The organism is Halobacillus naozhouensis (genome assembly GCF_029714185.1).
Lineage (GTDB): Bacteria > Bacillota > Bacilli > Bacillales > Halobacillaceae > Halobacillus_A > Halobacillus_A naozhouensis.
Map to the genome: position 1 here is coordinate 94,729 of NZ_CP121671.1, position 26,928 is coordinate 121,656.

At 46.6% G+C, this 26,928-nt stretch carries 13 protein-coding genes, 9 tRNA genes, 6 rRNA genes and 1 pseudogene; all 29 read left to right on the top strand.

The genetic code is table 11. The features are described from left to right. Positions 1–166 precede the first annotated feature (166 nt). Positions 167–2,608, top strand: a complete 2,442-nt coding sequence (spoIIE, locus tag P9989_RS00555) for a stage II sporulation protein E (protein WP_283076944.1) — start codon at positions 167–169, stop codon at positions 2,606–2,608. A 63-nt stretch (positions 2,609–2,671) separates the two neighbouring features. Next, entirely contained in the window at positions 2,672–3,409 is a 738-nt protein-coding gene (locus P9989_RS00560) for a vWA domain-containing protein (RefSeq protein WP_283076945.1), read from the top strand. Beyond that, entirely contained in the window at positions 3,372–4,304 is a 933-nt protein-coding gene (locus tag P9989_RS00565) for a serine/threonine protein kinase (protein ID WP_283076946.1), read from the top strand. Before P9989_RS00560 ends, P9989_RS00565 begins: the two co-directional genes overlap by 38 nt. Positions 4,305–4,414: 110 nt before the next feature. Beyond that, positions 4,415–5,806 (top strand): tRNA lysidine(34) synthetase TilS, encoded by a 1,392-nt coding sequence (gene tilS / locus P9989_RS00570; RefSeq protein ID WP_283076947.1) that lies wholly within the window; start codon positions 4,415–4,417, stop codon positions 5,804–5,806. Positions 5,807–5,817: 11 nt separating this feature from the next. Further along, positions 5,818–6,357: a hypoxanthine phosphoribosyltransferase gene (gene hpt / locus P9989_RS00575; RefSeq protein ID WP_283076948.1), complete on the top strand. Its 540-nt coding sequence runs from the start codon at positions 5,818–5,820 to the stop codon at positions 6,355–6,357. A 118-nt stretch (positions 6,358–6,475) separates the two neighbouring features. Next, a complete protein-coding gene (gene ftsH / locus P9989_RS00580) occupies positions 6,476–8,539 on the top strand; it encodes an ATP-dependent zinc metalloprotease FtsH (protein WP_283076949.1) in 2,064 nt (687 codons plus the stop codon). Between the two features lie 156 nt (positions 8,540–8,695). After that, positions 8,696–9,490 (top strand): type III pantothenate kinase, encoded by a 795-nt coding sequence (locus P9989_RS00585; protein WP_283076950.1) that lies wholly within the window; start codon positions 8,696–8,698, stop codon positions 9,488–9,490. A 3-nt stretch (positions 9,491–9,493) separates the two neighbouring features. After that, entirely contained in the window at positions 9,494–10,375 is an 882-nt protein-coding gene (gene hslO, locus P9989_RS00590) for an Hsp33 family molecular chaperone HslO (protein WP_283076951.1), read from the top strand. Between the two features lie 153 nt (positions 10,376–10,528). Beyond that, complete coding sequence (cysK, locus tag P9989_RS00595; RefSeq protein WP_283076952.1) at positions 10,529–11,455, top strand: cysteine synthase A; 927 nt, start codon at positions 10,529–10,531, stop codon at positions 11,453–11,455. Positions 11,456–11,585: 130 nt separating this feature from the next. Continuing rightward, complete coding sequence (gene folP, locus P9989_RS00600) at positions 11,586–12,410, top strand: dihydropteroate synthase (protein WP_283076953.1); 825 nt, start codon at positions 11,586–11,588, stop codon at positions 12,408–12,410. Further along, on the top strand, positions 12,403–12,771 hold the full coding sequence (gene folB, locus P9989_RS00605) for a dihydroneopterin aldolase (RefSeq protein ID WP_283076954.1): 369 nt from the start codon (positions 12,403–12,405) through the stop codon (positions 12,769–12,771). The genes folP and folB overlap by 8 nt, the downstream gene beginning before the upstream one ends. Then, positions 12,764–13,252, top strand: a complete 489-nt coding sequence (folK, locus tag P9989_RS00610) for a 2-amino-4-hydroxy-6-hydroxymethyldihydropteridine diphosphokinase (protein WP_283076955.1) — start codon at positions 12,764–12,766, stop codon at positions 13,250–13,252. Before folB ends, folK begins: the two co-directional genes overlap by 8 nt. Before the next feature lie 40 nt (positions 13,253–13,292). Continuing rightward, positions 13,293–13,859 (top strand): annotated as a pseudogene (locus P9989_RS00615) (tRNA-dihydrouridine synthase). Between the two features lie 132 nt (positions 13,860–13,991). Beyond that, positions 13,992–15,479 carry a lysine--tRNA ligase gene (gene lysS, locus P9989_RS00620; protein ID WP_283076956.1) on the top strand — a complete coding sequence of 496 codons (1,488 nt, stop codon included), beginning with the start codon at positions 13,992–13,994 and terminating at the stop codon, positions 15,477–15,479. A gap of 416 nt (positions 15,480–15,895) precedes the next feature. Then, positions 15,896–17,464, top strand: a 16S ribosomal RNA gene (locus P9989_RS00625). A 216-nt stretch (positions 17,465–17,680) separates the two neighbouring features. Next, positions 17,681–20,604 (top strand): 23S ribosomal RNA (locus P9989_RS00630). 164 nt (positions 20,605–20,768) lie between these two features. After that, positions 20,769–20,882: ribosomal RNA gene (gene rrf, locus P9989_RS00635) — 5S ribosomal RNA — on the top strand. Positions 20,883–20,897: 15 nt separating this feature from the next. Further along, positions 20,898–20,973, top strand: a tRNA-Val gene (locus P9989_RS00640). 6 nt (positions 20,974–20,979) lie between these two features. After that, positions 20,980–21,055 (top strand) — tRNA-Thr (locus P9989_RS00645). 34 nt (positions 21,056–21,089) lie between these two features. Then, positions 21,090–21,165 (top strand) — tRNA-Lys (locus tag P9989_RS00650). 7 nt (positions 21,166–21,172) lie between these two features. Further along, positions 21,173–21,254: transfer RNA gene (locus P9989_RS00655), tRNA-Leu, on the top strand. A gap of 6 nt (positions 21,255–21,260) precedes the next feature. Then, positions 21,261–21,335: transfer RNA gene (locus P9989_RS00660), tRNA-Gly, on the top strand. 43 nt (positions 21,336–21,378) lie between these two features. Further along, positions 21,379–21,467 (top strand) — tRNA-Leu (locus P9989_RS00665). 11 nt (positions 21,468–21,478) lie between these two features. Then, positions 21,479–21,555, top strand: a tRNA-Arg gene (locus tag P9989_RS00670). 9 nt (positions 21,556–21,564) lie between these two features. After that, positions 21,565–21,641, top strand: a tRNA-Pro gene (locus P9989_RS00675). Positions 21,642–21,658: 17 nt separating this feature from the next. Further along, positions 21,659–21,734 (top strand) — tRNA-Ala (locus P9989_RS00680). A 177-nt stretch (positions 21,735–21,911) separates the two neighbouring features. Beyond that, positions 21,912–23,474 (top strand): 16S ribosomal RNA (locus tag P9989_RS00685). Positions 23,475–23,690: 216 nt separating this feature from the next. Continuing rightward, positions 23,691–26,614 (top strand): 23S ribosomal RNA (locus tag P9989_RS00690). Positions 26,615–26,730: 116 nt separating this feature from the next. After that, a 5S ribosomal RNA gene (gene rrf / locus P9989_RS00695) occupies positions 26,731–26,844 on the top strand. The 16S, 23S and 5S rRNA genes sit together here with 9 tRNA genes alongside, the layout of an rRNA operon. The last annotated feature ends 84 nt before the right edge of the window (positions 26,845–26,928 follow it).

Consider the following 26,928-nt stretch of genomic DNA (forward strand, 5'->3'; position numbering starts at 1 on the left):
GAATTTTAGAACAGAGGGAGAATGTGCTGGTGTTTTTTTGTAGAATCCTCGTCAGACTGTAGGAAAAGCATCGAAGTTTTTGTTACTACTCTCCTGTTGTTTTGACAAAAAGCCTGTCCAGCCTGTGATTAAATAAAACATAACTAAAGAAGGAGTGGTGTATTTTATGTTGGGGACGGTTATGAAACGAGCTGGGCGTGAAGCAGTATGGAAAGAATCTACTTTAAACAGGGGGCTTGAACGTTTTTCTTTTTCAGTTGTCAGCTTTTTAGCTAACAAGGGTGTGTTTCACTTGGTGCTCAGCTTTCTGCTTGGACGGGCTATTATCTTATCCTCAATGGCACCGTTTGGGGTTGCTTTTCTTGCAGTGATCTGGTGGTTGAAACGCCCTTTTGTTATTCCGGCTACAGTAATGATGGCCGCTGGAGCCTCTACATATAGCCTAGGGCACGCTGGATTCATTCTCGGGGCATCCGCTACCTTTTTATTACTCAGTTTAATTTTAAATCGGATGAATCAACCACAGCAGCTGCTTCCCTTTATGGCTATGCTCGCTAGTGTGATTCCAAGAACGACAAGCCTGGCTTTCTTGGAACGTTGGCATTTATATGAGATTTTCCTTATAGCAGCGGAAGGAATTTTAAGTTTCACTCTTGTTCTTATCTTTATGCAGAGTCTTCCGCTTTTATCACCAAGACGTTATCATCCAACGTTAAAAAACGAAGAAATCGTTTGTCTCATTATCCTATTAGCTTCAGTCTTAACAGGGATGATTGGGTTTGAGATTCAAGGTGTAGCCACAGTGGATGTGTTTTCTCGCTACTTAGTTATTTTACTAGCTTACATTGCAGGGGCAGCGATCGGATCAACGGTTGGTGTCGTAACGGGCCTTGTCCTGAGCCTGGCAGCTGTCGATAATTTATATCAAATGAGTCTGCTTGCTTTTTCAGGCTTGTTAGGGGGACTTTTGAAAGATGGAAATAAATTAGGGGTTAGCGCGGGGTTGCTCGTAAGTACGGTGTTGATGAGTTTTTATATGGGAGGAAGTCTGTCTTCATCAATGTGGGCATCGGTTTGTGCCATTGCTTTGTTTATGTTGACGCCCAAACAATGGGTAAAGCGGCTCTCTCGTTATGTACCTGGTACAGAGGAGCACAGTCAGGAGCAGCAGAAGTACCTGCAAAAGGTTCGCGATGTAACAGCTGTTCGAGTTGGCAAATTTTCAGATGTATTTGAGGCTTTATCTAAGAGTTTTAACCATTTAGATGGTTCGAAAGAGGAGGTAAGTCATAACACAGAAATTGACTATTTTCTTAGTGACGTCACTGAAAAGACGTGTCAGTCGTGTTTTAAAAAAGAACGGTGCTGGGTGAATCAGTTTGATGAGACTCATCATTTAATGACAGATTTAATGATGGAGCTCGATGAGAAAGAAGATCCAGGAAGAATAATGCGTAAAAACGTAGATCAATACTGTGTAAAATCGCAAAAGCTGATCGATACGATGAAGCATGAGCTGTCGTTTTACCATGCAAATAAACAGTTGAAGCAGCAGGTGCTGGAAAGTCGCAGGTTTGTAGCGGACCAGCTCCATGGTGTGTCTGAAGTGATGAACAGTTTTGCTAAAGAAATCGTTAAGGAAAGGGAACACCATGAACAGAAAGAACAAATTATTCATGGAGCCCTTGAAAGAATGGGTTTTGAGATAGCAAAGCTTGAAATATATACATTAGATGCAGGTAATATTGATTTAGAGTTAATTATTGAAATTGATAACTACCGAGGGGAGGGATCTAAGCTAATTGCCCCTGTTCTATCAGACATCCTGGAGGAGACCATTGTGGTTACGATGGAGGATATTTCGCCATATCCGCATGGCCGTTGTCTGTTGACCTTTGGTTCGGCGAAACATTATACGATTGAGTCAGGCGTAGCCCATGCAGCCAAAGGAGGAGGGTTTATTTCTGGAGATAGTTACTCGATGATGGAATTAGGGAGAGGGAAATATGCCCTGGCCATTAGTGATGGCATGGGGAATGGCGAGCGAGCACATCAAGAGAGTATGGAGACGCTGCGTTTGCTGAAACAAATTCTACAATCAGGGATTAAGGAGTCGGTGGCTATTAAGTCGATTAATTCGATTCTAGCCCTCCGCACTAGTGACGAAATATTCTCGACACTAGATTTAGCTGTTATTGACCTTCATCAGGCCAGCTCTAAATTTATTAAAATAGGGAGCACCCCAAGTTTTATTAAACGGGGCAGGCAAATCTTTGCTGTAGAATCTGGTAATCTCCCAATGGGAATTATTGAAGATGTTGATGTCGATACAACAAGCGAACAGCTTAAAGCAGGTGATTTATTAATTATGGTAAGTGACGGCATTCTTGAAGGTCCGAAACACCTTGAGAATGTGGAGATTTGGTTGAAGAGAAAAATTAGAGAAATCGACCGGACAGACCCTCAGGAAGTCGCCGATTTATTATTAGAAGAAGTCATTCGCACACAGGCAGGAGCTATTGAGGATGACATGACAGTACTTGTGGCTAGGATTGATCATTATGTTCCGGAATGGTCCGCTATCCCTTTTGATAAAAAACGAGCCTAGCGGTAAGTATATTTACCTTCTTTTTCGGTCAAAATGTTGACAACGAAACAGGAGGGATATGCTATGAAGCCAGGACGGCTGAAACAAATTCTATTGTTAACGGATGGATGTTCGAATTACGGAGAAGATCCAGTAGCTGTAGCTGCACTAGCCAGGAATCAGGGGGTCACGGTCAACGTCATAGGTGTGCTTGATGATGAACAGAGGAATCATCCTCAAGGTCTTGAAGAAGTAGAAAACATTGCGGAAGCGGGCGGCGGGGTCAGCCAGATCGTCTATCAGAAAAATTTATCACAAACCGTCCAAACGGTCACAAGACAAGCCATGACACAAACGATTCAAGGTGTAGTGAACAACGAGCTACAACAGATTTTAGGTCAAGGGAAGACGATGGAAGAGCTTCCTCCCGAACAACGGGGTGAGGTCGTGGAAGTCGTAGATGACCTGGGGGAAATGTGTGATCTGGAAGTTCTAGTTCTAGTTGATTCAAGTGCGAGCATGCACCATAAGCTTCCGACCGTCAAAGAGGCCCTCTATGATTTATCGCTTAGTTTGAACGCACGAACCGGTTCGAATCAGTTCAGCATTTTCTCATTTCCAGATCCTAAATCTACAATTAAGAAAATGATAGATTGGACCCCAGAACTCGATGCTATCCATGGGATATTTTCCAAGCTTTCGAGTGGCGGATACACTCCAACAGGTCCTGCACTTAAAGAAGCTTTATACTCCTTTGCTGGTAAGACGATAAGAAAAAATGAGCATGATGGAGAAGATCCTTATGAAGAAGCTGGATTTTAATTTCACCCCTGGAACGACCTTACGAGGAAAATGGCAAGGACACACCTACCGGATTGTGAAAAAGCTCGGGGAGGGGGCTTGCGGTGTCGTCTATCTCTGTAAACGAAATGGCCATACGTATGCCCTGAAGGTGGGAACAGACAGTTCCCGTTTGATGCTAGAGGTGAATATGCTTAAGAAATTCAGCAAGGTCCAAGGTGTCAAACTTGGACCTTCTTTTGTGGACGTGGATGATTGGGTGAGCTCTCGGCGCCTTACGTATCCTTTTTATGTAATGGAGTATGTACAAGGCCAATCGTTACCAAGCTTTCTACAAGGCAAAAGTAAAGATTGGATCGCCTTAACTGCAGTTCAGCTGCTTAGTGACCTTGAGCATTTACATGCAGCTGGCTATGCTTTTGGAGACCTGAAGACGGAAAACTTACTGATGTCGTCTTCAAGGGTGCGGTGGATTGATGTGGGCGGGGTTACCGCTTTTGACCGGGCGATTAAAGAGTTTACTGAGTTTTATGATCGTGGATATTGGGGCTATGGATCAAGGCGGTCTGATGCTCAATATGATTTATTTGCTGTGAGTATGATTATGCTTGAGATGGTTTATCCAAAACGTTTTATCAAAGGAAAGGATCCTCATAAAACATTGCAGCATAAATTAGCGCTAGCCCAGATGCCTGACTTTTGTAAAAAAGTGATTAACAGCTGCTGGCAAGGGAAATATCAATCCGCAAACGAGATGAAGAAGGGATTTGAGAAAGGGTTGATGAAAAGGCAGACTAAGCCTTCCCGAGTTTCGAGAGCAACAGCAAAGAAATCGTCATCTGAGCGATCTGATTGGGGGGAGTGGATCGCAATTTCGATTCTCGTTACCATGTTCTATGGGTTATCATGGTTATAACTGAATGTTTTGCAGGATGGAAGTAGAGAGTGGTACGATAAGAGTAGGAAAGTAGATTGGTTTGCATTCTATTTGTGAAGGGCTATATAGGATAGAAGTGAGGGGTGTTAATGCAGGTTGTTCAGTCATTTATAGAAAAACATCAACTTTTACAAGCAAATCAGACCGTAGTTGTTGCGGTATCAGGAGGACCTGACTCCCTTGCTCTGCTTCACTATCTCAATCAGCTAAAAGCGACCATGAATTTAAGAATCGTTGCCGTTTCTGTAGATCATGGGTTAAGAGGTGAAACTTCGCTTGAGGATTTGCGCTATGTCGAGAAACTGTCTGCTGAATGGGAAGTGGAGTTTGTTGGAACGACAGTAGATGTTCATTCGTATAAAGAACAGACAGGTGGTGGTACACAGGAAGCAGCAAGAGCCCTGCGTTATCACTTTTTTGAACAAGTGATGAATCAAGTTGAGGGTGATGTTCTTGCTCTAGGCCACCACGGTGATGACCAGGCAGAAACGATGATGATGCAGATGGTGCGAAGTGTACGTCCTGAGTCTGTTCGGGGAATGCCTGTAAGCAGACCATTCTCTTTAGGGAAACTCATTCGTCCTTTTCTTTGTCTGGAGAAGGAAGAACTTCTGAGATATTGTGCTTTGCATAAAATAACTTATAAATTGGACGAAACCAATCAACACACCGATTACACACGTAATGCGTTCAGGAAATACGTGATGCCTTTCTTCAAAGAACAAAACCCTAAATTGAACAAGCATTTGCAGCTGATGAGTGAACGGGTAAGAGATAATCAGCAATACCTGGAATCGCAAGCCGAACAAGTGCTTGAGACAATGGAAATGTCTTATAAAAATGAACCTTTTGTGAAGTTTTCAATTCGTTGCTTTTTAACGCATCCACTTGCTTTACAAAGGACAACCTTTCATCTAATATTAAACTATCTGTACGGTTATCAAAAGGAAGAAGTTTCCTACATGCACGAAGAGGTGTTTTTTAAACTTTTGCATGAAGACAAACCTAATGCAGAATTGAATTTGCCAAATGGCTTGAAGGTGATCAGGTCTTACGATGAAGTGAGGTTGACATTTAGCAAATTGAATCAACCTGGAGCTTTCACAAAGACTTTATACATAGGGGATACCATTGAACTGCCCGACGGTTCAATCGTCACCGCAGAGTGGACGACAGACGATAGAGAGTTGGATTTATTTGAGTATATTTGTGATTCATATCACGTAAAGCTCCCACTTATTGTACGCACGCGCAGACCTGGGGATCGAATTTCCCCAAGAGGAATGGATGGTTCTAAAAAGGTAAAAGATATCTTTATTGACCAGAAGGTGCCGACAGACAGGCGGGAGGATTGGCCGCTTGTGACAGATAGCGATGGTCATATTCTATGGCTTGTTGGGTTGAAAAAGGGTGGAGACTGTGTCAACGGTAAATCTGATACAAGGCTTCGATTACAATATAAAAATATCCGAGACACGTAGGAGGAGCATGCATGCATAGTGAAATTGAGAAAATCTTAATTTCTGAAGAAGAAATTCAAGAAAAATGCAAAGAAATGGGGGCACAGCTGACGGAAGAATATAACGGTCGTTTTCCATTGGCTATTGGCGTTTTAAAAGGAGCCATGCCTTTTATGGGAGATCTGTTAAAAAGGATCGAAACGCATCTTGAGATGGATTTTATGGATGTTTCAAGTTACAACGGCGGCATGAGGTCATCTGGTGAGGTTAAAATCGTGAAAGACCTTGATACTCAGGTCGAAGGAAGAGACCTGTTAATCATTGAGGACATTATTGATAGTGGCCTCACGTTAAGTTATTTAGTGGACTTATTTAAGTACCGTAAGGCTAAATCCATTAAAATCGTCACCCTTCTCGATAAACCTACAGGTAGAACATCACATATCAAGGCTGATACAATCGGCTTTGAAGTTCCAGATGAATTCGTTGTTGGATATGGGTTAGATTATAATGAAAAGTATCGTAACTTACCTTATATTGGCGTACTTAAACCGGAAGTTTATGGCGGCTGATGTATGTGAAGGTTGCTTTAGGTTTAGAAGTACTTCAAATAAGGGTAATTAGTTGTGTCTTTAGTTTTTTGTGTGATAGTATTTACTATAGTTTTTCTCGCTTGGGAGGAGGTAGGCAATGAGCCGGATATTTCGTAACACCATATTTTATTTACTTATCTTCCTCGTAGTTATCGCCGTAGTCGGACTATTTAGAGGTCAAGGTGAGCCGCAGGAAACGTTAAATGTGAACGAATTTTACGATAGATTGAATAATGGTGAAATCGAAGAAATGACGATGCAGCCTGTCAATGGGGTCATTCGTATCACAGGACAGCTAGCTGGCAGTGAAGAAGGCCAGGGAATGTTTGTAGCTAAACTTCCAGCCAATGAACAAATTATTTCCAATGTGACGCAAACAGCACAAGAACAAAGTGTGTTAAAAGTTGAAGAAGAAGAGCAACCAAGTGTATGGGTGACTGTTTTAACGTCCATCATTCCATTTGTGATTATATTTATTCTGTTCATTTTCTTACTTAACCAGGCTCAGGGCGGCGGAAGTCGTGTCATGAACTTTGGTAAGAGTAAGGCGAAAATGTACAGCGAAGAAAAGAAAAAGGTACGTTTTAAGGATGTTGCCGGTGCTGATGAGGAGAAGCAAGAGCTTGTAGAAGTTGTAGATTTCTTGAAAGATCCTCGTAAATTCTCGCAAGTAGGTGCCCGAATTCCTAAAGGGGTTCTTTTAGTGGGGCCGCCGGGTACTGGTAAGACCTTACTGGCAAGAGCTGTTGCTGGAGAAGCGGGTGTTCCATTCTTCTCTATCAGTGGTTCTGACTTCGTAGAAATGTTTGTGGGGGTCGGTGCATCCCGTGTTCGTGATTTATTTGAGAATGCGAAGAAGAATGCACCATGTATTATCTTTATCGATGAAATTGATGCAGTAGGCCGTCAGCGTGGGGCCGGTCTTGGTGGAGGTCACGACGAACGTGAACAAACCTTAAACCAGCTTCTTGTTGAAATGGATGGGTTCGGTGCTAACGAAGGTATTATTATGATTGCTGCAACTAACCGCCCAGACATTCTTGACCCTGCCTTGCTTCGTCCGGGACGTTTTGACCGTCAAATTACGGTTGACCGCCCAGATGTGAAAGGGCGTCAGGCAGTACTAGGCGTGCATGCCAGAAACAAACCGTTATCAGATAATGTTGATCTTAAGACCATTGCTTTGCGCACACCAGGCTTCTCTGGTGCCGATCTTGAAAACTTATTAAATGAGGCTGCTCTAGTTGCAGCTCGTGCTGATGCGAAGAGTATCGATATGGAACATGTCGATGAAGCAATTGACCGGGTTATTGCAGGTCCAGCTAAGAAGAGTCGTGTCATTTCGGAAAAAGAACGCAATATCGTTGCCCACCACGAAAGTGGTCATACAGTGATTGGCATGGTTCTGGATGATGCAGACATGGTTCATAAAGTAACCATTGTTCCTCGAGGTCAAGCAGGTGGTTACGCGGTTATGCTTCCTCGTGAAGATCGCTACTTTATGACAAAACCTGAATTGCTTGATAAGATCACTGGCTTACTAGGTGGCCGAGTAGCTGAAGAAGTTATGTTTGGTGAAGTATCAACAGGCGCTCATAATGACTTCCAGCGTGCTACAAGCATAGCCCGTAAGATGGTTACAGAATATGGGATGAGTGAAAAACTCGGACCACTTCAATTTGGATCCAACTCTGGCGGACAAGTATTCCTTGGCCGTGACATCCAAAATGAACAGAACTACAGTGATCAAATTGCTTATGATATTGATACAGAAGTTCAAAACTTCATTAATCATTGTTATGACCGTGCTAAGACGATTTTAACAGACAATAAAGATAAGCTTGAATTGATTGCAGGTACCCTGTTAGATGTTGAGACATTGGATGCAACTCAGATTAAGTCCTTATTCGAAAAAGGTCGATTGCCTACCGATGAAGAATTAGAAGAAATTGCAATTAAGAACAATAAACAGCTCAGAGCTAATCAGGAAGAGCAAAGAGAAATTGATGAAAAGCAGGAAAAGAACATGCAAGTTAATGTTCAGTCTAAAGAAGAAACTCGAACCACTTCTGAAGATGAAAACGAAGATAATAAATCTTCAGAATCATTGCAGGATCAGCAGGATCTGAACCAAAGCTCTGATGATGATAAGAAACAATAAGAATCAATATGAATCAAAACGTGTTCTCCCTGTATAGGAGGACACGTTTTTTTATTGGTTCAGGGAAGTCAAGGGTTCAGTTCTTTGATCGAGGCACTTTCTGTTTTCGTATGGTATGATGGTAGCCGAAGGAATTGAACCGGGAGGCTAAGGTGTATGAATTTTGTACTCGACGTGGGAAATACCAATACAGTACTTGGAGTATTTGAAAAAGAGCAGCTGAAGTACCAATGGCGTATAAAAACAGACAGACATAAAACAGAAGATGAGTACGGCATGCTTATTAAATCGTTGTTTGACCATGAGGGATTAACCTTTGAAGACATGGATGGGGTGATTATTTCTTCTGTAGTTCCCCCTATAATGTTTGCTCTTGATCGAATGTCCCGTTATTATTTCAAGAAACAGCCTATGATTATTGGAGAACATGAAGTGGATCACGGATTAGCCATGAAGTATCCAAATCCGGCTGAAATAGGTGCAGACCGTATTGTGAATGCAGTCGGTGCTATTGAAGAATATGACACTCCATTAATCATTATTGATTTTGGAACAGCTACGACGTATTGTTATGTTAATGAGAATGAAGAATATGTAGGCGGGGCAATCGCGCCAGGTATCAATATTTCGATGGAAGCTCTCTATGCAAAAGCAGCTAAACTTCCTAAAATTGAAATGAAAAACCCTTCAGAGGTGATAGGTCAATCGACTGTCGATGCCATGCAATCTGGTGTTTTTTATGGCTATGTAGGACAGGTAGATGAGGTGGTACGTCGTATGAAAGAAACTTCGCTCAAAACACCTACAGTGATTGCAACAGGCGGCCTAGCTCCATTAATTGCCGATGAATCACGAACCATAGATTGTGTCGACCCATATTTGACCTTAAAAGGGCTTCATAAAATTTATCAAAACAACAAAGATAAACTTGCATTTAAAGGAGAAGGATGAGTAATGTCAGATTATTTAGTTCGCGCAATGGGATACAATGGACAAGTTCGTGCCTATGCTGTTCAGTCAACCGAAACTGTAGAAGAAGCGCGTAGGAGACAGGACTCGTGGGCTACAGCTTCAGCTGCATTAGGTCGGACACTTACCATAAGTGCTATGATGGGTGTAATGCTGAAAGGTGAAGATAAATTAACGATTAAGGTGGAAGGAGACGGTCCCATTGGGGCTATCATCGCTGATGCCAATTCTAAAGGGGAAGTAAGAGGTTATTTAAAAAATCCTCACGTAGATTTTGATTTGAACAGCCAGGGGAAACTCGATGTAGCACAAGCTGTAGGAACCACAGGCACATTGAGCGTTGTAAAGGATCTTGGCATGAGGGACCACTTTACTGGTCAAGTGCCTATCGTTTCTGGTGAAATCGGAGATGACTTCACTTATTATTTTGCCAACTCTGAGCAGGTGCCATCTGCCGTAGGAGCAGGCGTGCTCGTTAATACGGACCATTCAATTTTGGCCTCTGGCGGCTTTATTATTCAAATGATGCCAGGTGCTGATGAACAGACGACAGCTGCTATTGAAAATCGACTTAGCCAAATAGCTCCCATTTCAACGATGATCCGGGAGGGGAAAACTCCCGAAGAGATTCTCCAAGCGCTTCTTGGGGAAGAAAATCTCCAGGTGTTAGATACTATGCCTGTCTCCTTTTCCTGTCATTGTTCAAGGGAACGTGTTGAAATGGCAATTTCAAGTCTCGGAGACGAAGAAATTGATCGCATGATCGAAGAGGACCGTGGCGCGGAAGCGAAATGTCACTTTTGCAATGAAGCGTACCATTTTGATGAAAAAGAATTAAAGGAATTACAATCAGGAAAGTCACAGTAATTATGGTTCCCTTCGGATAAGCGAAACAGTAGAAGCTGTTTCGCTTTTTTCTTGAATACAGATAAAATAGATTGAAATGTTTGACAATACATGTTCAGTTACGTACAGTAAAGATTAAATCCCATAAAAATACTTGGTTTTAGGAGTGAGAAAATGAGAGTAGCTAATAGTGTCAGTGAATTAGTAGGACAAACCCCAATGGTAAAGCTTAACAGAAGTGCAGATGAAAACAGTGCAGATATTTATCTTAAACTTGAATACATGAACCCTGGAAGTTCTGTCAAAGATCGTATTGCTCTTTCGATGATTGAAGCAGCTGAAGAATCAGGAGAATTAAAACCAGGGGATACAATTGTGGAGCCAACAAGTGGAAATACTGGGATTGGCTTAGCCATGATTGCAGCAGCCAAAGGGTATAAGGCGACTCTTGTGATGCCAGATACGATGAGTCAAGAGCGCCGCAACTTATTACGCGCGTATGGAGCTGAATTAATTTTAACTCCAGGGAGCGATGGAATGAAAGGAGCCATTAAGAAGGCTGAAGAACTTAAAGATAAACATGGTTACTTTATGCCTCAGCAGTTTAACAATAAGGCGAACGTCGCTGTTCACGCCCGAACCACTGGTCCTGAAATTGTTGAACAGATGGGAGATCAACTCGATGCTTTCGTATCCGGAATTGGCACAGGGGGAACCATTACAGGTGCAGGGAAAGTACTGAAGAAACACTACCCTGACATGAAGATCTATGCAATTGAGCCTGAAGATTCCGCGATTCTATCTGGAGGAGATCCTGGACCACATAAAATTCAGGGGCTTGGTGCTGGCTTTGTTCCGGAAATATTGGATACTGAAATTTATGATGAAGTGTACACGGTTTCCAAGGAGGATTCCTATGCAGCTGCTCGTGAAGCTGCCAGCAAAGATGGAGTTCTAGGCGGGGTCTCTTCTGGGTCTGCGATTTATGTAGCGAAACAAGTGGCTAAAAAGCTAGGGAAGGGAAAGAAAGTGGTGGCTGTACTTCCTAGTAACGGAGAACGCTATCTATCTACACCACTTTACCAATTTGATGAAGAATAAATCACAAAAAGCTGAGCTCAAGGAGTTCAGCTTTTTTTATGGGGATGAATCTAAAAATGTCCCCGTGATAGATGTCGTAAAGTGTTGTAAAATAGAATGATACATTAAACTTTGAAAGAAGGAACGGAATATGCTCAATACTAAAGTAAAAAAACTAGATCTTTCCACACAAACACAAGTGATGGGCATCCTTAATATTACGCCAGACTCTTTTTCTGACGGCGGGAAATATAATGAACTAGACAAAGCGGTAGCACATGCTTTGGAAATGGAACGGCAAGGCGCCCAAATTATTGATGTCGGAGGAGAATCGACCAGGCCTGGACATGTACCTGTTACGGAAGAAGAAGAGATCGCACGTGTTGTTCCTGTAATCAAAGCATTACGCGAAAAGCTGTCCATACCAGTTTCTATTGATACGTATAAGGCTGAGGTAGCAAAACACGCGGTAGAAGCGGGGGCTTCCATTATAAATGACGTATGGGGAGCGAAGCATGAATGCGCGATTGCACAAGTGGCAGCAGATTATGATGTGCCGATCATCCTGATGCATAATCGGAAGGATAAAAACTATCAATCGCTTATTGAGGATATGAAAGCGGATCTTACTGAAAGCATTGATATTGCGAAGCGAGCAGGTGTCAAAGAGGAACATATTATTTTAGATCCGGGGGTTGGTTTTGCTAAAACTCCTGAGGACAATTTGCTTGTCATGAGAAACCTACATCAGTTTGTTGCATTAGGCTATCCAGTATTATTAGGAACCTCCCGAAAGTCATTCATCGGGCATACGCTTGACCTCCCGGAGGAAGAGCGAATGGAAGGAACAGGAGCAACAGTTTGCTTTGGAATTTCGCAAGGAGTACAAATTGTACGTGTGCATGATGTAGAACCTATTGTTCGAATGACGAAGATGATGGATGCCATGGTCGGAAAGGAGTTGTGTAATGGATAAAATCTACTTAAATGGAATGGAATTTTGGGGATATCACGGACTCTTCCCTGAGGAAAACAAACTCGGGCAACGATTCTATGTCGATCTTGAACTGGAGTTAGATTTGAAGCCTGCTGCTCAGAAAGATGATATGGATCAATCCATTAATTACGGCGAAATATATGAAGTAACGAAAACGGTAGTAGAAGGAGAAGCGGCAAAGCTTGTAGAAACGATTGCAGAACAACTAGCTCAACAATTACTGCAATCTTTTTCGCTGCTTGAGGCATGCCGTGTCAAAGTAACCAAGCCTGATCCACCTATTCCTGGACATTATAAATCTGTTGCGATTGATATCTATAGGAGCCGAAGAGATGACTAAAGCGTATATTGCCCTGGGATCTAATATTTCCCCACGCGAGCAATATCTTACGGAAGCTATTGCTATGATTGGTGAGCACGAAGGCATCACATTGGCAAAACAGTCAAAAATTTATAAAACCGCCCCGGTTGGGTATACCGATCAGAATGACTTTTTGAATATGGTGCTAGAGGTAGATACGCTTTTACAGCCGTTACAACTGCTTGATTATTGTCAGACGATCGAACAAAACTTAGGCAGAAGACGAATCATCAGATGGGGTCCACGCACAATAGACCTTGACATTTTATTGTATAATGATGAAAATATGAAAGCAGAGCGACTTACGATTCCCCATCCTCATATGCACGAACGCGCATTTGTAATCGTGCCATTGGCAGAAGTGAATCCTGACGTCAATTTGCCTACATTAAGGAAAACAGCAAAAGAGGTGCTTCGCCAGCTCCCCGAGGAAGACGTGAAGACTATTCAGCCGTTGTAATTTCGCAACTATATCTATAAATTAATTTATTGAAGGAGATATGCATTATATTTCAAATCGGAGATCTTACCATTCCGAACCGTGTCGTACTTCCCAAATGGCCGGTGTGTGTAACTCTGCCTTTCGTCTGACTGTTAAAGAATTCGGTGCAGGAATGGTCTGCACAGAAATGGTTAGTGACAAAGGGATTGTTAATAAAAATGAGAAAACGATGAATATGCTGTATATCGACCCGGATGAGGAGCCGATGAGCTTGCAATTTTTTGGCGGTGAGAAAGAGACACTCATCGATGCTGCTAAATTTGTTGATCAAAAAACGACAGATAATATTATTGATATTAATATGGGCTGTCCTGTACTTGTCGAGGAACCATCACCTAAAGAAAAAATTGATGTATGTATGCGCCACATGGATCGTCTGATTCGTTTAAAAAATGAAAAAGTCGCGATTCGGGAAATGCGTAAGCACGCTTCATGGTATTAGAAAGGTCTAAAAGGCGGAGGAAGGGTTCGCAATCGTATCAACCAGGCTGAAACCAGGAATACGATGCTAAATATTCTTTATGATTTTGCGAGTGGCCTTGAAGAAAGCATGAAGGTATCGTAGCTCCTTCTTCGTTGACACGAATCAAGGTCTTTTCTATACTAAATCATAGTTGCAACACTGCCAGAGCCCTTCTGGCAGTTTTTATTATTGAGCCGGATTAGGATAAATGATGTTAGGAATGGAGTGATGACAATGACGGAAGAACTCAATGATCAAATGCGGGTGCGCAGGGAGAAATTGAGCACGTATAAAGAGCAAGGACTGGATCCGTTTGGAGCTAAATTCGAACGAACAGCTCTTGCTGAGGATTTAATAGAGAAATACGATGATTTTTCAAAAGAAGAACTTGAAGACAAACAAATCCCAGCTACAATTGCAGGACGAATTATGACAAAGCGAGGAAAAGGGAAAGCTGGCTTTGCTCATATTCAAGACCTAAGTGGTCAGATCCAGCTTTACGTACGTAAAGATAGCGTAGGTGACGAAGCCTACGATGTGTTTAAGACAGCAGATATAGGCGATATTGTGGGTGTGTCCGGCGTTATGTTCAAGACTAATGTGGGAGAACTCTCTGTTAAGCCGGACGAATTTCAGATTTTAACAAAATCATTGCGTCCGTTACCTGAGAAATTCCATGGTTTAAAAGACGTAGAACAACGTTATCGTCAGCGTTATTTAGACTTGATTACGAACCCGGAAAGCCGGGATACATTTGTGACACGAAGTAAGATCATTCAGTCTATGCGTAGATATTTAGATGATCTAGGTTTCCTAGAGGTAGAAACACCAATGATGCATGGTATCCCTGGAGGGGCCTCAGCACGTCCGTTTGAAACTCACCATAACGCACTAGATATGCCGCTTTATATGAGAATTGCTATCGAACTTCACCTGAAAAGATTAATCGTTGGCGGCATGGAGAAGGTTTATGAAATTGGCAGGGTATTCCGTAACGAAGGAGTCTCTACTCGTCATAATCCTGAATTCACCATGATCGAATTGTATGAGGCTTATGCAGACTATCATGACATCATGGATTTAACTGAGAATTTGGTTGCTCATATTGCGAAGGAAGTGCTTGGCTCAACGATGATCACATATGACGATGTGGAGATTAATTTAGAACCCGAATGGACTCGACTTCATATGGTGGATGCGGTGAAAGAATATACAGATGTGGATTTCTGGCAGCAAATGAGTGATGAAGATGCCAAAATCCTGGCTAAGGAACATGGTGTGGAAATTCAGGATACGATGACGTTCGGACATATCGTAAATGAATTCTTTGAACAAAAGGTCGAGGAGAAACTTATTCAGCCTACCTTTATTTATGGGCATCCTATAGAGATTTCCCCACTTGCGAAAAAGAATCCAGAGGACGAGCGTTTCACGGATCGTTTTGAATTATTCATAGTAGGACGCGAACACGCGAATGCATTCTCTGAGCTGAATGATCCGATTGATCAGCGGGAACGCTTCGAAGCTCAACTCAAAGAACGGGAAGAGGGAAATGACGAAGCCCATATGATGGACGAAGACTTCCTTGAATCCTTAGAATATGGTATGCCACCTACAGGCGGTTTAGGAATCGGAATTGACCGTCTTGTCATGTTACTAACTAACTCCCCGTCAATCCGGGATGTATTACTGTTCCCACAAATGAGGAATCGCGAATCTTAGCTTTAGCTGCCTCCCTCGACTATTTGTCGGGGGTTTTATTTTGGGTCAATCTGTCAGAAAATACTTTTATTTTGATAGGCCCTTGATTTGCCCGTATAATCATGGTAAATTATTAAACGTCGCATTAAGCGAACAGAACACATCGCTTTTTGAAGAATAACATCATGAAAAAAGTTATTGACTTAACTTACTAACCATGATATATTAATTAGGTCGCTGTTTTGAAGCGGCACTCAACATTTTGATCTTTGAAAACTGAACGAACCAACCAGTACGTCAACACATTCTTTCTATTATATAGAGGGAATACAAACAAGCACATTCGGTGTGCAAAGAGTCAAAGGATCTTCAACTAGGTTCGCAACGTCCTGTTGCAACGTTGAAGGCAGTGCATCCGTGCACAAGCAAACTTAACTTTTATGGAGAGTTTGATCCTGGCTCAGGACGAACGCTGGCGGCGTGCCTAATACATGCAAGTCGAGCGCAGGAAGCAGGCAGATCCCCTACGGGGGTGATGCCTGTGGAATGAGCGGCGGACGGGTGAGTAACACGTGGGCAACCTGCCTGTAAGATCGGAATAACTCCGGGAAACCGGGGCTAATGCCGGGTAATCTTTTCCCTCGCATGAGGGAGAAGTAAAAGATGGCCTTTGGCTATCACTTACAGATGGGCCCGCGGCGCATTAGCTAGTTGGTGAGGTAATAGCTCACCAAGGCGACGATGCGTAGCCGACCTGAGAGGGTGATCGGCCACACTGGGACTGAGACACGGCCCAGACTCCTACGGGAGGCAGCAGTAGGGAATCTTCCGCAATGGACGAAAGTCTGACGGAGCAACGCCGCGTGAACGATGAAGGTCTTCGGATCGTAAAGTTCTGTTGTTAGGGAAGAACAAGTACCGTGCGAATAGAGCGGTACCTTGACGGTACCTAACGAGGAAGCCCCGGCTAACTACGTGCCAGCAGCCGCGGTAATACGTAGGGGGCAAGCGTTGTCCGGAATTATTGGGCGTAAAGCGCGCGCAGGCGGTTTCTTAAGTCTGATGTGAAAGCCCACGGCTCAACCGTGGAGGGTCATTGGAAACTGGGGAACTTGAGGACAGAAGAGGAGAGTGGAATTCCACGTGTAGCGGTGAAATGCGTAGATATGTGGAGGAACACCAGTGGCGAAGGCGACTCTCTGGTCTGTTTCTGACGCTGAGGTGCGAAAGCGTGGGTAGCAAACAGGATTAGATACCCTGGTAGTCCACGCCGTAAACGATGAGTGCTAGGTGTTAGGGGGCTTCCACCCCTTAGTGCTGAAGTTAACGCATTAAGCACTCCGCCTGGGGAGTACGGCCGCAAGGCTGAAACTCAAAGGAATTGACGGGGGCCCGCACAAGCGGTGGAGCATGTGGTTTAATTCGAAGCAACGCGAAGAACCTTACCAGGTCTTGACATCCTTGGACCACCCTAGAGATAGGGTTTTCCCTTCGGGGACCAAGTGACAGGTGGTGCATGGTTGTCGTCAGCTCGTGTCGTGAGATGTTGGGTTAAGTCCCGCAACGAGCGCAACCCCTAATCTTAGTTGCCAGCATTCAGTTGGGCACTCTAAGGTGACTGCCGGTGACAAACCGGAGGAAGGCGGGGATGACGTCAAATCATCATGCCCCTTATGACCTGGGCTACACACGTGCTACAATGGATGGTACAAAGGGCAGCGAAGCCGCAAGGTGTAGCAAATCCCATAAAACCATTCTCAGTTCGGATTGCAGGCTGCAACTCGCCTGCATGAAGCCGGAATCGCTAGTAATCGCGGATCAGCATGCCGCGGTGAATACGTTCCCGGGCCTTGTACACACCGCCCGTCACACCACGAGAGTTGGCAACACCCGAAGTCGGTGAGGTAACACATTATGTGAGCCAGCCGCCGAAGGTGGGGCCAATGATTGGGGTGAAGTCGTAACAAGGTAGCCGTATCGGAAGGTGCGGCTGGATCACCTCCTTTCTAAGGAACTATGGAAGGCGGACACAACCTTCGGGTTGATGGATGCTGATCCATACGGAAGACGCACTGGTTGGTTGTTCAGTTTTGAGAGATCAAACGATCTTCTCAATGTGAACCTTGAAAACTGGATAAGATATTTCAGAACGTGTTTGATCGCAAGATCAACACGGGATGACAAGACATCAAACATCAATTTTTAAACGTCTTTTCACAGATAGTTAAGTGAATAAGGGCGCACGGTGGATGCCTTGGTACTAGGAGCCGATGAAGGACGGGACTAACACCGATATGCTTTGGGAAGCCGTAAGTAGGCTGTGCACCGAAGATTTCCGAATGGGGAAACCCCCTGCTCGTAATGGAGTAGGATCGTTTACTGAATTCATAGGTAAACGAAGGCAGACCCGGGGAACTGAAACATCTCAGTACCCGGAGGAAGAGAAAGCAAACGCGATTTCCCGAGTAGCGGCGAGCGAAACGGAATCAGCCCAAACCAGAAAGCTTGCTTTCTGGGGTTGTAGGACACTCCATTGGAGTTACCAAAAAAGAAGATAGATGAATCGATCTGGAACGATCAGCCAGAGCGGGTAAGAGCCCTGTAATCGACATCTTCTTTTCTCCGGAGTGGATCCTGAGTACGGCGGAACACGAGGAATTCCGTCGGAATCCGGGAGGACCATCTCCCAAGGCTAAATACTCCCTAGTGACCGATAGTGAACCAGTACCGTGAGGGAAAGGTGAAAAGCACCCCGGAAGGGGAGTGAAAGAGAACCTGAAACCGTGTGCCTACAAGTAGTCGGAGCCCATTGATGGGTGACGGCGTGCCTTTTGTAGAATGAACCGGCGAGTTACGACTGTATGCAAGGTTAAGCATCAGAAGCGGAGCCGCAGCGAAAGCGAGTCTGAACAGGGCGCGTGAGTATGCGGTCGTAGACCCGAAACCGTGTGATCTACCCATGTCCAGGGTGAAGGTCAGGTAACACTGACTGGAGGCCCGAACCCACGCAAGTTGAAAATTGCGGGGATGAGGTGTGGGTAGGGGTGAAATGCCAATCGAACACGGAGATAGCTGGTTCTCTCCGAAATAGCTTTAGGGCTAGCCTCAGAATAGAAAGTCTTGGAGGTAGAGCACTGATTGGACGAGGGGCCCCTACCGGGTTACCGAATTCAGTCAAACTCCGAATGCCAACGACTTTGTTCTGGGAGTCAGACCATGGGTGATAAGGTTCATGGTCGAGAGGGAAACAGCCCAGACCGCCAGCTAAGGTCCCTAAGTGTGTGTTAAGTGGAAAAGGATGTGGAGTTGCTTAGACAACCAGGATGTTGGCTTAGAAGCAGCCATCATTGAAAGAGTGCGTAATAGCTCACTGGTCGAGTGACTCTGCGCCGAAAATGTACCGGGGCTAAACACACCACCGAAGCTGCGGATTGATCCGAACGGATCAGTGGTAGGAGAGCGTTCTAAGGGCTGCGAAGTCAGACCGTAAGGACTGGTGGAGCGCTTAGAAGTGAGAATGCCGGTATGAGTAGCGAAAAAAGAGTGAGAATCTCTTTCACCGAAAGCCCAAGGTTTCCTGAGGAAGGCTCGTCCTCTCAGGGTTAGTCGGGACCTAAGCCGAGGCCGAAAGGCGTAGGCGATGGACAACAGGTTGATATTCCTGTACCGCCTCCTTTCCGTTTGAACGACGGGGGGACGCAGGAGGATAAGGAGAGCGCACCATTGGATGTGTGCGTCCAAGCAGTAAGACGGTCGAGGCAGGTAAATCCACTCGGCAACGTCAAGCTGTGATGGGGAGGGAACTAAAGTACCGAAGCTCCTGATTTCACACTGCCAAGAAAATCCTCTAGTGAGGAAAGAGGCGCCCGTACCGCAAACCAACACAGGTAGGCGAGGAGAGAATCCTAAGGTGAGCGGGAGAACTCTCGTTAAGGAACTCGGCAAAATGACCCCGTAACTTCGGGAGAAGGGGTGCTCCTCTGCCGAGGAGCCGCAGTGAAAAGGCCCAAGCGACTGTTTACCAAAAACACAGGTCTCTGCGAAGCCGTAAGGCGAAGTATAGGGGCTGACACCTGCCCGGTGCTGGAAGGTTAAGGGGATGCGTTAGCGCTTTTGGCGCGAAGCGTTGAACCGAAGCCCCAGTAAACGGCGGCCGTAACTATAACGGTCCTAAGGTAGCGAAATTCCTTGTCGGGTAAGTTCCGACCCGCACGAAAGGTGCAACGACTTGGGCACTGTCTCAACGAGAGACCCGGTGAAATTATACTATGCGTGAAGATGCGCATTACCCGCGACAGGACGGAAAGACCCCGTGGAGCTTTACTGTAGCCTGATATTGAATGTTGGTACAGCTTGTACAGGATAGGTGGGAGCCTGAGAAACCGGAGCGCTAGCTTCGGTGGAGGCGCTGGTGGGATACCACCCTGGCTGTACGGACATTCTAACCCAGGACCGTGATCCGGTTCGGAGACAGTGTCAGGTGGGCAGTTTGACTGGGGCGGTCGCCTCCTAAAGAGTAACGGAGGCGCCCAAAGGTTCCCTCAGAATGGTTGGAAATCATTCGCAGAGTGTAAAGGCACAAGGGAGCTTGACTGCGAGACTTACAAGTCGAGCAGGGACGAAAGTCGGGCTTAGTGATCCGGCGGTACCGTATGGAAGGGCCGTCGCTCAACGGATAAAAGCTACCCCGGGGATAACAGGCTTATCTCCCCCAAGAGTCCACATCGACGGGGAGGTTTGGCACCTCGATGTCGGCTCATCGCATCCTGGGGCTGTAGTCGGTCCCAAGGGTTGGGCTGTTCGCCCATTAAAGCGGTACGCGAGCTGGGTTCAGAACGTCGTGAGACAGTTCGGTCCCTATCCGTCGTGGGCGTTGGAAATCTGAAAGGAGCTGTCCTTAGTACGAGAGGACCGGGATGGACACACCGCTGGTGTACCAGTTGTTCCGCCAGGAGCATGGCTGGGTAGCTACGTGTGGACGGGATAAGTGCTGAAAGCATCTAAGCATGAAGCCCCCCTTGAGATGAGATTTCCCCTTACGCCAAGTAAGTAAGATTCCTCAGAGACGATGAGGTCGATAGGTCCGAGGTGGAAGCGTGGTGACACGTGGAGCTGACGGATACTAATCAATCGATGACTTAACTATATCAAAAAGCGGAGACGACCTTTATGGGAGTCAAAGCTAGATTATTAAACGTAAACATGATGTTTGTCTTGCCCCTCTTATCCAGTTTTGAAGGTTTTCAAAAAAAACCTTGAAATTTTCCTTCAAGGATCATATAATATATCTTGTCCTTGAAAATAATAAGGTTTGGTGGTGACGGCGAAGAGGTCACACCTGTTCCCATGCCGAACACAGCAGTTAAGCTCTTCAGCGCCGATGGTAGTCGGGTTGATCCCCGTGAGAGTAGGACACTGCCAAGCCTTATTACATAATCCGGAGGATTAGCTCAGCTGGGAGAGCACTTGCCTTACAAGCAAGGGGTCGCAGGTTCGAGCCCTGCATCCTCCACCATTCATCGCCGGCCTAGCTCAACTGGCAGAGCAACTGATTTGTAATCAGTAGGTTGGGGGTTCAAGTCCTCTGGCCGGCACCATTGATACAACGTTATTTGATTCACTTTTGATCAAGAGCCATTAGCTCAGCTGGTAGAGCATCTGACTTTTAATCAGAGGGTCGGAGGTTCGAGCCCTCCATGGCTCACCATTTTTTAGCGGGTGTGGTGGAATTGGCAGACACGCTAGATTTAGGATCTAGTGCTTCACGGCGTGGGGGTTCAAGTCCCTCCACCCGCATTATACGCGGAAGTAGTTCAGTGGTAGAACACCACCTTGCCAAGGTGGGGGTCGCGGGTTCGAATCCCGTCTTCCGCTCCATTATTACTTAAATGAGAAATCAGAGACCTAGAAAGCTTGTCAAGCCGGGGTGGCGGAATTGGCAGACGCACAGGACTTAAAATCCTGCGGTAGGTTACTACCGTGCCGGTTCGAGTCCGGCCCTCGGCACCATAATAATATATGCGCCCGTAGCTCAATTGGATAGAGCGTCTGACTACGGATCAGAAGGTTAGGGGTTCGACTCCTCTCGGGCGCGCCATTTTTCTTACGGGAAGTAGCTCAGCTTGGTAGAGCACTTGGTTTGGGACCAAGGGGTCGCAGGTTCGAATCCTGTCTTCCCGACCATCTCTAACCAATTTAACGGGGCCTTAGCTCAGCTGGGAGAGCGCCTGCTTTGCACGCAGGAGGTCAGCGGTTCGATCCCGCTAGGCTCCACCATTTTGATCTTTGAAAACTGAACGAACCAACCAGTACGTCAACACATTCTTTCTATTATATAGAGGGAATACAAACAAGCACATTCGGTGTGCAAAGAGTCAAAGGATCTTCAACTAGGTTCGCAACGTCCTGTTGCAACGTTGAAGGCAGTGCATGCGTGCACAAGCAAACTTAACTTTTATGGAGAGTTTGATCCTGGCTCAGGACGAACGCTGGCGGCGTGCCTAATACATGCAAGTCGAGCGCAGGAAGCAGGCAGATCCCCTTCGGGGGTGATGCCTGTGGAATGAGCGGCGGACGGGTGAGTAACACGTGGGCAACCTGCCTGTAAGATCGGAATAACTCCGGGAAACCGGGGCTAATGCCGGGTAATCTTTTCCCTCGCATGAGGGAGAAGTAAAAGATGGCCTTTGGCTATCACTTACAGATGGGCCCGCGGCGCATTAGCTAGTTGGTGAGGTAATAGCTCACCAAGGCGACGATGCGTAGCCGACCTGAGAGGGTGATCGGCCACACTGGGACTGAGACACGGCCCAGACTCCTACGGGAGGCAGCAGTAGGGAATCTTCCGCAATGGACGAAAGTCTGACGGAGCAACGCCGCGTGAACGATGAAGGTCTTCGGATCGTAAAGTTCTGTTGTTAGGGAAGAACAAGTACCGCGCGAATAGAGCGGTACCTTGACGGTACCTAACGAGGAAGCCCCGGCTAACTACGTGCCAGCAGCCGCGGTAATACGTAGGGGGCAAGCGTTGTCCGGAATTATTGGGCGTAAAGCGCGCGCAGGCGGTTTCTTAAGTCTGATGTGAAAGCCCACGGCTCAACCGTGGAGGGTCATTGGAAACTGGGGAACTTGAGGACAGAAGAGGAGAGTGGAATTCCACGTGTAGCGGTGAAATGCGTAGATATGTGGAGGAACACCAGTGGCGAAGGCGACTCTCTGGTCTGTTTCTGACGCTGAGGTGCGAGGGTAGCAAACAGGATTAGATACCCTGGTAGTCCACGCCGTAAACGATGAGTGCTAGGTGTTAGGGGGCTTCCACCCCTTAGTGCTGAAGTTAACGCATTAAGCACTCCGCCTGGGGAGTACGGCCGCAAGGCTGAAACTCAAAGGAATTGACGGGGGCCCGCACAAGCGGTGGAGCATGTGGTTTAATTCGAAGCAACGCGAAGAACCTTACCAGGTCTTGACATCCTTGGACCACCCTAGAGATAGGGTTTTCCCTTCGGGGACCAAGTGACAGGTGGTGCATGGTTGTCGTCAGCTCGTGTCGTGAGATGTTGGGTTAAGTCCCGCAACGAGCGCAACCCCTAATCTTAGTTGCCAGCATTCAGTTGGGCACTCTAAGGTGACTGCCGGTGACAAACCGGAGGAAGGCGGGGATGACGTCAAATCATCATGCCCCTTATGACCTGGGCTACACACGTGCTACAATGGATGGTACAAAGGGCAGCGAAGCCGCAAGGTGTAGCAAATCCCATAAAACCATTCTCAGTTCGGATTGCAGGCTGCAACTCGCCTGCATGAAGCCGGAATCGCTAGTAATCGCGGATCAGCATGCCGCGGTGAATACGTTCCCGGGCCTTGTACACACCGCCCGTCACACCACGAGAGTTGGCAACACCCGAAGTCGGTGAGGTAACACATTATGTGAGCCAGCCGCCGAAGGTGGGGCCAATGATTGGGGTGAAGTCGTAACAAGGTAGCCGTATCGGAAGGTGCGGCTGGATCACCTCCTTTCTAAGGAACTATGGAAGGCGGACACAACCTTCGGGTTGATGGATGCTGATCCATACGGAAGACGCACTGGTTGGTTGTTCAGTTTTGAGAGATCAAACGATCTTCTCAATGTGAACCTTGAAAACTGGATAAGATATTTCAGAACGTGTTTGATCGCAAGATCAACACGGGATGACAAGACATCAAACATCAATTTTTAAACGTCTTTTCACAGATAGTTAAGTGAATAAGGGCGCACGGTGGATGCCTTGGTACTAGGAGCCGATGAAGGACGGGACTAACACCGATATGCTTTGGGAAGCCGTAAGTAGGCTGTGCACCGAAGATTTCCGAATGGGGAAACCCCCTGCTCGTAATGGAGTAGGATCGTTTACTGAATTCATAGGTAAACGAAGGCAGACCCGGGGAACTGAAACATCTCAGTACCCGGAGGAAGAGAAAGCAAACGCGATTTCCCGAGTAGCGGCGAGCGAAACGGAATCAGCCCAAACCAGAAAGCTTGCTTTCTGGGGTTGTAGGACACTCCATTGGAGTTACCAAAAAAGAAGATAGATGAATCGATCTGGAACGATCAGCCAGAGCGGGTAAGAGCCCTGTAATCGACATCTTCTTTTCTCCGGAGTGGATCCTGAGTACGGCGGAACACGAGGAATTCCGTCGGAATCCGGGAGGACCATCTCCCAAGGCTAAATACTCCCTAGTGACCGATAGTGAACCAGTACCGTGAGGGAAAGGTGAAAAGCACCCCGGAAGGGGAGTGAAAGAGAACCTGAAACCGTGTGCCTACAAGTAGTCGGAGCCCATTGATGGGTGACGGCGTGCCTTTTGTAGAATGAACCGGCGAGTTACGACTGTATGCAAGGTTAAGCATCAGAAGCGGAGCCGCAGCGAAAGCGAGTCTGAACAGGGCGCGTGAGTATGCGGTCGTAGACCCGAAACCGTGTGATCTACCCATGTCCAGGGTGAAGGTCAGGTAACACTGACTGGAGGCCCGAACCCACGCAAGTTGAAAATTGCGGGGATGAGGTGTGGGTAGGGGTGAAATGCCAATCGAACACGGAGATAGCTGGTTCTCTCCGAAATAGCTTTAGGGCTAGCCTCAGAATAGAAAGTCTTGGAGGTAGAGCACTGATTGGACGAGGGGCCCCTACCGGGTTACCGAATTCAGTCAAACTCCGAATGCCAACGACTTTGTTCTGGGAGTCAGACCATGGGTGATAAGGTTCATGGTCGAGAGGGAAACAGCCCAGACCGCCAGCTAAGGTCCCTAAGTGTGTGTTAAGTGGAAAAGGATGTGGAGTTGCTTAGACAACCAGGATGTTGGCTTAGAAGCAGCCATCATTGAAAGAGTGCGTAATAGCTCACTGGTCGAGTGACTCTGCGCCGAAAATGTACCGGGGCTAAACACACCACCGAAGCTGCGGATTGATCCGAACGGATCAGTGGTAGGAGAGCGTTCTAAGGGCTGCGAAGTCAGACCGTAAGGACTGGTGGAGCGCTTAGAAGTGAGAATGCCGGTATGAGTAGCGAAAAAAGAGTGAGAATCTCTTTCACCGAAAGCCCAAGGTTTCCTGAGGAAGGCTCGTCCTCTCAGGGTTAGTCGGGACCTAAGCCGAGGCCGAAAGGCGTAGGCGATGGACAACAGGTTGATATTCCTGTACCGCCTCCTTTCCGTTTGAACGACGGGGGGACGCAGGAGGATAAGGAGAGCGCACCATTGGATGTGTGCGTCCAAGCAGTAAGACGGTCGAGGCAGGTAAATCCACTCGGCAACGTCAAGCTGTGATGGGGAGGGAACTAAAGTACCGAAGCTCCTGATTTCACACTGCCAAGAAAATCCTCTAGTGAGGAAAGAGGCGCCCGTACCGCAAACCAACACAGGTAGGCGAGGAGAGAATCCTAAGGTGAGCGGGAGAACTCTCGTTAAGGAACTCGGCAAAATGACCCCGTAACTTCGGGAGAAGGGGTGCTCCTCTGCCGAGGAGCCGCAGTGAAAAGGCCCAAGCGACTGTTTACCAAAAACACAGGTCTCTGCGAAGCCGTAAGGCGAAGTATAGGGGCTGACACCTGCCCGGTGCTGGAAGGTTAAGGGGATGCGTTAGCGCTTTTGGCGCGAAGCGTTGAACCGAAGCCCCAGTAAACGGCGGCCGTAACTATAACGGTCCTAAGGTAGCGAAATTCCTTGTCGGGTAAGTTCCGACCCGCACGAAAGGTGCAACGACTTGGGCACTGTCTCAACGAGAGACCCGGTGAAATTATACTATGCGTGAAGATGCGCATTACCCGCGACAGGACGGAAAGACCCCGTGGAGCTTTACTGTAGCCTGATATTGAATGTTGGTACAGCTTGTACAGGATAGGTGGGAGCCTGAGAAACCGGAGCGCTAGCTTCGGTGGAGGCGCTGGTGGGATACCACCCTGGCTGTACGGACATTCTAACCCAGGACCGTGATCCGGTTCGGAGACAGTGTCAGGTGGGCAGTTTGACTGGGGCGGTCGCCTCCTAAAGAGTAACGGAGGCGCCCAAAGGTTCCCTCAGAATGGTTGGAAATCATTCGCAGAGTGTAAAGGCACAAGGGAGCTTGACTGCGAGACTTACAAGTCGAGCAGGGACGAAAGTCGGGCTTAGTGATCCGGCGGTACCGTATGGAAGGGCCGTCGCTCAACGGATAAAAGCTACCCCGGGGATAACAGGCTTATCTCCCCCAAGAGTCCACATCGACGGGGAGGTTTGGCACCTCGATGTCGGCTCATCGCATCCTGGGGCTGTAGTCGGTCCCAAGGGTTGGGCTGTTCGCCCATTAAAGCGGTACGCGAGCTGGGTTCAGAACGTCGTGAGACAGTTCGGTCCCTATCCGTCGTGGGCGTTGGAAATCTGAAAGGAGCTGTCCTTAGTACGAGAGGACCGGGATGGACACACCGCTGGTGTACCAGTTGTTCCGCCAGGAGCATGGCTGGGTAGCTACGTGTGGACGGGATAAGTGCTGAAAGCATCTAAGCATGAAGCCCCCCTTGAGATGAGATTTCCCCTTACGCCAAGTAAGTAAGATTCCTCAGAGACGATGAGGTCGATAGGTCCGAGGTGGAAGCGTGGTGACACGTGGAGCTGACGGATACTAATCAATCGATGACTTAACTATATCAAAAAGCGGAGACGACCTTTATGGGAGTCAAAGCTAGATTATTAAACGTAAACATGATGTTTGTCTTGCCCCTCTTATCCAGTTTTGAAGGTTCGCCCTTCCTAACAGAATGATGTGGTGGCGACAGCGAAGAGGTCACACCTGTTCCCATGCCGAACACAGCAGTTAAGCTCTTCAGCGCCGATGGTAGTCGGGTCGATCCCCGTGAGAGTAGGACGCGGCCACATTATTATATAGTAAAAAACCGGAAGCATATGCTTCCGGTTTTTTACTATATAATAATAACGATCCTTTATTCCTGACCAAGGAAG